Raw genomic sequence first — 6,245 nt, forward strand, 5'->3', positions numbered from 1 at the left:
ATTATACCAGCTGGTATTTAATTCGCAACCTAATAGGAAAGAGATATGAGTGAAGCAAAAAGAAACGTAGTTATCACTGGAAGCAGCAGTGGATTTGGCCTAAAAGCAGTGAAAGACTTTGCAGATAAAGGCTACCGAGTGTTCGCCACCATGCGCGGTCCAGAAGGCAAGAACGCCGCAGTCAAGACCGAGCTGCAAGCGCATAGCCAACATATCCATGTCGTTGATATGGATGTCACTAGCGACGAATCCGTCAAAACAGCCATTGAGAGTGTGCTGGCTAAAGCGGGCAAGATTGATATTTTGATTAACAATGCAGGCGTAATGTACCTTGGTATTACGGAGGCATTTAGCATTGCCCAAGCTAGGGAACAGATGGAAACCAACTACTATGGCGCTATGCGCACTATACAGGCTGTCTTGCCCGCTATGCGTGAGGCTAAGTCCGGTCTGATCATTAACACCTCATCAATGGTTGGCCAGATTTCGGCCCCCTATTTCTCTACGTACGCCGCCACCAAGCATGCCTTGGAAGGCTACGTCCAAGGCTTACGTTACGAAGTGGCGCCCTTCGGTATTGATGTCGCCATAGTGCAACCAGGCCCGTTTCCTACAGGTCTAAGTGCAGGAGGGCAAGAGCCTACACGTATTGACGTGCTGGACAGCTATGGTGAATTGGCAAAGATTCCTTCCGCTATGTTCGAGGAATTCGCGAAATTTATGCAGACTGACCAAGCACCAGATCCACAGTTGGTTGTAGATGCTTATTTAGCGCTAGCGGATATGCCTGCTGGCAAACGTCCTACACGCACAACGGTCGGCATGGTTTGGGGTGTTAATGAAATTAACGCTGCGAAGCAACCCATTCAAGACCATGTTTTGAAAGAAATGCAACTAGACAATATTTTAGGTGGTGTTGACGCGTAATTTTCGGTATCAGGGGCAAACTATTTTTTGCCTCTGTTTCAGCCATATCACAATCGCATTCTTCCCCGTGAGGCGTCCAGTAGCAATTCTTTAGCTCCGATTAGCGCAGCGCAAATTGAAGGAGCGAGGATCTAAGCGCTAATGGCCACTACGCGGACTGCATAACTGAATATTTAACAGGCTTGGCCTGTCCGTTATGCACAGCGGCGAGCCTTTATGCACGGACGCCGACCGGCGGCAAAGCCGCAAGGGGATTGGCGTTCGTGCAGATCGGCCGATTTAACAGGAAACATAAAAATCCAGGAAAGACGGACACCTTTGGCACCAGTCCATATAGCACCAAGTGTAGGTGAAGATTGCATTGTCGGCAATCAATGGACAACCTGAGAAACACGAATGACAGCTAACGGCGATATTGTCGACAGGCAGCTCTTGGCCGTTTTGAGACGGTTGCGATAGGTCAAATTTCCCGAAGGCTGTGCTCCTGCTATTTGTGCACCTTCTTGAGTGCTATTGAAATTTCAGCTCCGACATCCTTAGATCCAAGAACAACCGTACGAATAACTGGCTTTGAAGGAGGAATGTTTTCTTCTGGTAAATTGACATTGACATAGCCTCCGGCAAGGCGAAGAGCATTTCTCACTACAGGGACACTTATCCCATACCATGCGATGCCGATAGCTTTTGCAATGAACGTCATGTATTGAGTTTCATAGACGGCATTCGCATTTATGTTGACAAGTCCTTCCCGCTCCCGGCGCAAAATGCTATGAGCCAGCATGCCGTCAATTACGTAGAAACGTGGAGTTGCATTCGGATTAGCAGCTTTGCAAAGCATGTCGACAAGCGTCTCAAAATCTTCAAGACTGCACAACCCAGCTGCAGTATTTGTTGGCGTTGGTTGAGGTGTTGGCCAATCCTGTTGCCATATTTGCATACGAGCTGCCTCAACATATAAGGAAACGTCGTAGCCACTTCGAATGAACGACACACATACTTCCGGATGGAACGAAGGTTTTAGTAACAGTCGAACCGCTTCATCTGCCTTCGCAAGGTGTCTATCGTTTGCGAAACCGTCCATTCCCAGAGAGCGACAGATATTTTCGGATGTGTAGTTTTTGGTTTGCATTAGATATGAATACAAAGAATCGCGACTTAGCCAGTTATGGTCAATGCATTTAGTGCTCAAAGAAGATAACAAGTATAGGCTCGTGCTCACTGACTGCTACTGGGCGGATGAGCGCCCAAACTCCTCTGCCGAAGCCCTTGTATCAGAAATAATATTGACAGCTGAAATGATGCTTAAATGTCAGAATTGCGGGCGCATCATATTAGTGAAGGAAACGAAGCATTCGCTTGACGTCCGCTTTTTCCTGCCTGAAAAGGCATAGTCGGCCAGGGCTGCCATTAAACAATTTTGAAAACACATTCATGGCTTATAACCATGATTAAGTATTTTTTAGTTTTTGAAACCTACAGTATATGGTCGACCTTAATATCGCTGAAATCTTATACCCGTCCGGCAAAGTAAAATGTCGCTATGCGCGTTACCTGTCGGAGGATGGCACGCGATGGATACGACATGGTCCATATCGAGCACATCATGAGAACAGTCAACTTGCGTCTGAAGGTACATACGTCAATGGTAAAGAGGATGGCTTGTGGCGTGACTATCATTCTAACGCTCAACTTGCGGCAGAAGGTTCTTACAGAGACGGCGTGGAGGTAGGTGATTGGCTGTATTGGAACGACGACGGCAGCGCGTGCGGTTAATGGCAAGTATCGGCCAGAAGTGGACATGTATAGCTGGTGACCAACAATAAAATGGAGGGATTTGCAGGATGCTTGATAGTTCTCACGCTGGTTTAAAGCGAAGGATAGTCATTGGTGCGGCGCTGTTTGGAGTACTACCTTTGGCAATTTGTGCCCCGTCGGTCGAAGATCGAAGGAAAAAGATTAAGTCCATGGATCAAAAAAATTCTCAAGAAGCTGTACAACGACGCGCGCGCTCCGAAGCTGTACTGAGGGCAGATGGCGTCCCAATTAACCAATACCTTCCGGTTATTGAAACTGAAGATGAGACTAAACGGCGCTCGAAAGCCGAAATTTCTCAACGAGCTCTCTGTGTCCTTCTTGCCGCGGTCAAGGGCGAGGGGTTGGAGCAGCCTGTGGTCGAACGGATTCCCGTCTGCGACTCATGCAACAATCCTATGTCCTTTGTGGCTCAATTAGAACAGGGGCCGGATTGGACGACAGCTATGAATTTTGGAGGCGGTGGCTGTGCATACGTTTATCGATGCACCTGTAGAACCCATCAGGCAAAGATGCTTTGGCAATGCTAATAGCGCCGCAATCGGCCAATACGGGGCGGTCGAAGGTCCCTGCTAAACTGACGGCGCTTCATATCGACTGAGTTCCAGTGTTTTACACACTATATTATTTTTTTATGTGAATGTGGGGCGCAGAAATGGGAATACTTTGGACAGTCTGGCCGCTAGACGATGAGATGAAATCATGGCTTGATGAAACAGGAGTCGACTATCCGAAAGAACCATCTCGATTTCCGACTGGACGTGAAATCAAAGAGGTCATTGCTGGTTTACAGGGATTCGATGTAAAAATAAATGACAATGGAACAGGTTCCTCTTGGCAGGCTTCAATCGTTTCCAAGTCTGGCGGCGACAGCGGTGAGTGGACCTTACTCAATATTCAAGAATATTCGGGTGACGATGAGCAGCAAAAACTTTGGTTCGAGAAAGGCTGGGAAAGTTTAATCGTATCAATCCTCAGAGAAATCACAAAAAGCTCTGGGCCGCTCGTTTTAATCGCTGACTGTGGCGGAGAACCCCAAGTGATTTTCACGACAATATAAATTTCTGCACGGATAAGCGTTGACCGTCTGCTTTTGAGCAAACTGACCGACCGCTTGGGGTCGAAATCGACCTGTGGCGGCTGGCTCAAAACGGCCAGATGCAGACGGTGTTCAAGAGAATATGTAGGTCATCTGATATAGGCATTAATCAATGCCGCAGATTCCCTATTGCGGACTGGAGAGGATTGCAGATGTTTGGATTTTTAAAGGGGCGCAAAGGGAAAAGCGTGCCGATAACCGATAGAGAAAATCGCGTGGCTGGCGAAACGCCTAAGGTTCTTGACCAGAGTCTCCTGGTGCCGATAATCAAGGTGGCGGAGTTCGATACGTATTCCTCACCCGTTGTCGCGCTGTCTCACGATGACTCGCCCGTAATCAAGCCGTTTTCTGCTGACTTAATTGTCATGTATGCGTTGGACCTGCCAACACACTTTCAGTTTGTTACCTTCAGGGATCTGAAAAATTCCTCTCTGACATCGGAAGAGCTTCACTCAATTGCGCTGCGCAATTTGCCAAATCGGGTCCCGAAAATCGAGCTTCATGGGCAAGCACCCCAATACATGGTCATTGCGGGCGGCAACTTCGAAGCTACTCTCTTACTTTTTGACTCGATGTGGGACCAATTCGAGCAGGAGATGCCAGGAGAGTTGCTTGCAGTGGTACCCGCTCGAGATTTATTGTTCGTGTCGGCCTCCGGTTGGGAGGGGGCGAAAACATTCCTGCGGGAAGCAAGTAGCCGCGTTCTACCGGAAGATCGATATGCGCTCTCGAAATGTATCTTCGTTCGTCGCAATGGCCAATGGATGCCCTATACGACTGACTGATTTAGCTGCATTTGAGTTAACGATAGCTGCACAAACGAATGGCCGCTTTTGAGAAAACTGAACTTCCGCTTTGGGTCGAAGCCTACCTTTTGTGCATGGCTCAGTTCGGCCAGGAGCGGGCATTCATAAACTCCCCTGAAAGCAGTCACTCAAATGTTTCGTCTCGCGACTCCCTTCATTTTTGCATTAAGCGCTTCTCACCGATGGTGATTTATCGCATTAAATCGACTTGCCTTCCGACTGGAAAGTTCGCCGCAGCATGGTTCGGTGAGGCGCCAGAGGATGCGTGCCATCAATTGGACGACTTACCTACGAGCGGCATATGGCTATAGTTACTAAGGACCCCTTTGCAAGAATTCATACCCTGTTGAGACAGGGTAAATTGTCTACTGCATTGGGCTTACTGCTTGATGCAAATACAAAGCAGATAAACAGTGCGTTTCGATTCGACAGAAATCACGCTTGGTATTGTGTAGGAGATATTCTTTATAGACAGAAGCGGTTCGACGAGGCAAAGAAGGCATTTAAGCGAGGCATTCGTACTCGTCCTGACGATGAGCAAGGACTGATGGCAATCGGAGATTGTTATGATGAATTGAATAAACCCAAGTTCGCTGAACGCTATTACCGACATGCGTTAAGCGTCCTAACTACCGATAATAAGGGAGATAGACGTTTCGCAATCACACTCAACTTAGCGAATTCTCTATTTGATCAAGGCCGTATGACCGAGGCAATTAAATTCTACATAAAACTTGCAGATGCCCCGGCCTTAATAAAACGTAAGGCAAAAAGAAATTTGGCTTTGGCAGAACTGAATTTGCCCTTGTAGTTCAGGACACTAGGACACCGCTAAGTTAACGCCAGATTCCCTTAACGCTGAACCAAATCATCAAAAATTTTATTCGGTTTATACAAAGGCGCTCATAGATTGCTATTATTTCATTGGTATGACGAGATTGCCGGGAGTCTCGAATTTTGATTTTACCTAGTGAAGCTATGACAATGTGCCGACACCTTACAGAGTACCTAGATGACGAGTTATGCGGGCTGCTATAGGAGTATTTACGATTGCCTGCAATCGGCCAATTGTAGTCCTTTAATGCGGCTATGATGCTAGACGATGAACGCCCCCCTCTTTACTGCATATTCGTTAGAACTCTATGTCAGATCGTCCTGAACTAACTGACTACTTAGGTTTTTTTGAAGCTGAGCCCGAGATACTCCATCCTGAAGTGGGGTGGTATTACGGCGCGAAATTTGTGTCGGTTCGCAACTGTGATCGGATAGTCGCCATCATTGCACCTGATGATGGTGAGATATCATTCAGGTGGTGGCACAACGGTACGCTTCGTGCAGATTTTAACTTGAAGGGCGTGGTCGATTGGAACCTAGAGTGCAACGCCCAAAGAGAAGTCCTATTTCTCAAATTTCAGCAACCGGGTATTGGTTTTTTCTCGTTACAATTAAAGCCAACAATCAGCTTTTCGTGGGTCACAGAATGGGCATAGGCCAAAGGTCTCAATGGCGCAAATCGGCCAATAGCTGATAATCATCTAGCCGTCCTCCCTCGGCAAGCGCCGAGCGATAAAGTCATGGTGCGAACCTCACTTTACCCAGGA

Annotated in this window: 8 protein-coding genes; 7 read left to right on the forward strand and 1 reads right to left on the reverse strand. The window is 47.5% G+C overall.

Annotated elements, in window-relative coordinates; translation table 11 throughout:
- The first annotated feature begins 45 nt into the window (after positions 1-45).
- Complete coding sequence (locus tag V8G57_RS08120) at positions 46-927, forward strand: SDR family oxidoreductase (protein ID WP_342828922.1); 882 nt, start codon at positions 46-48, stop codon at positions 925-927.
- Between the two features lie 487 nt (positions 928-1,414).
- On the opposite strand, the gene V8G57_RS08125 is transcribed toward V8G57_RS08120, so the two are convergent.
- Entirely contained in the window at positions 1,415-2,056 is a 642-nt protein-coding gene (locus V8G57_RS08125) for a hypothetical protein (RefSeq protein ID WP_342828923.1), read from the reverse strand.
- Between the two features lie 353 nt (positions 2,057-2,409).
- Between V8G57_RS08125 and V8G57_RS08130 the strand changes: the two genes are divergently transcribed.
- The 6 genes from V8G57_RS08130 (at position 2,410) to V8G57_RS08155 (ending at position 6,134) form a co-directional block, all read left to right on the forward strand.
- A complete protein-coding gene (locus V8G57_RS08130) occupies positions 2,410-2,700 on the forward strand; it encodes a toxin-antitoxin system YwqK family antitoxin (protein WP_342828924.1) in 291 nt (96 codons plus the stop codon).
- A gap of 191 nt (positions 2,701-2,891) precedes the next feature.
- Positions 2,892-3,269 carry a DUF4272 domain-containing protein gene (locus V8G57_RS08135; RefSeq protein ID WP_342828943.1) on the forward strand — a complete coding sequence of 126 codons (378 nt, stop codon included), beginning with the start codon at positions 2,892-2,894 and terminating at the stop codon, positions 3,267-3,269.
- Between the two features lie 164 nt (positions 3,270-3,433).
- Positions 3,434-3,799, forward strand: coding sequence for a hypothetical protein (locus V8G57_RS08140; protein WP_342828925.1), 366 nt, complete (start codon positions 3,434-3,436; stop codon positions 3,797-3,799).
- A 191-nt stretch (positions 3,800-3,990) separates the two neighbouring features.
- On the forward strand, positions 3,991-4,623 hold the full coding sequence (locus V8G57_RS08145) for a DUF1444 family protein (RefSeq protein ID WP_342828926.1): 633 nt from the start codon (positions 3,991-3,993) through the stop codon (positions 4,621-4,623).
- Positions 4,624-4,945: 322 nt separating this feature from the next.
- On the forward strand, positions 4,946-5,455 hold the full coding sequence (locus V8G57_RS08150) for a tetratricopeptide repeat protein (protein ID WP_342828927.1): 510 nt from the start codon (positions 4,946-4,948) through the stop codon (positions 5,453-5,455).
- A gap of 331 nt (positions 5,456-5,786) precedes the next feature.
- A complete protein-coding gene (locus V8G57_RS08155) occupies positions 5,787-6,134 on the forward strand; it encodes a hypothetical protein (RefSeq protein WP_342828928.1) in 348 nt (115 codons plus the stop codon).
- Positions 6,135-6,245 lie beyond the last annotated feature (111 nt).

The organism is Collimonas rhizosphaerae (genome assembly GCF_038896935.1).
GTDB lineage: Bacteria > Pseudomonadota > Gammaproteobacteria > Burkholderiales > Burkholderiaceae_D > Collimonas > Collimonas rhizosphaerae.

Excerpts from the sequence above, each read along its gene's own strand:
- V8G57_RS08120 (WP_342828922.1), top strand. The coding sequence starts at position 46 with ATGAGTGAAGCAAAAAGAAACGTAGTTATCACTGGAAGCAGCAGTGGA.
- V8G57_RS08125 (WP_342828923.1), bottom strand. The coding sequence starts at position 2,056 with ATGCAAACCAAAAACTACACATCCGAAAATATCTGTCGCTCTCTGGGA.
- V8G57_RS08130 (WP_342828924.1), top strand. The coding sequence starts at position 2,410 with ATGGTCGACCTTAATATCGCTGAAATCTTATACCCGTCCGGCAAAGTA.
- V8G57_RS08135 (WP_342828943.1), top strand. The coding sequence starts at position 2,892 with ATGGATCAAAAAAATTCTCAAGAAGCTGTACAACGACGCGCGCGCTCC.
- V8G57_RS08140 (WP_342828925.1), top strand. The coding sequence starts at position 3,434 with ATGAAATCATGGCTTGATGAAACAGGAGTCGACTATCCGAAAGAACCA.
- V8G57_RS08145 (WP_342828926.1), top strand. The coding sequence starts at position 3,991 with ATGTTTGGATTTTTAAAGGGGCGCAAAGGGAAAAGCGTGCCGATAACC.
- V8G57_RS08150 (WP_342828927.1), top strand. The coding sequence starts at position 4,946 with ATGGCTATAGTTACTAAGGACCCCTTTGCAAGAATTCATACCCTGTTG.
- V8G57_RS08155 (WP_342828928.1), top strand. The coding sequence starts at position 5,787 with ATGTCAGATCGTCCTGAACTAACTGACTACTTAGGTTTTTTTGAAGCT.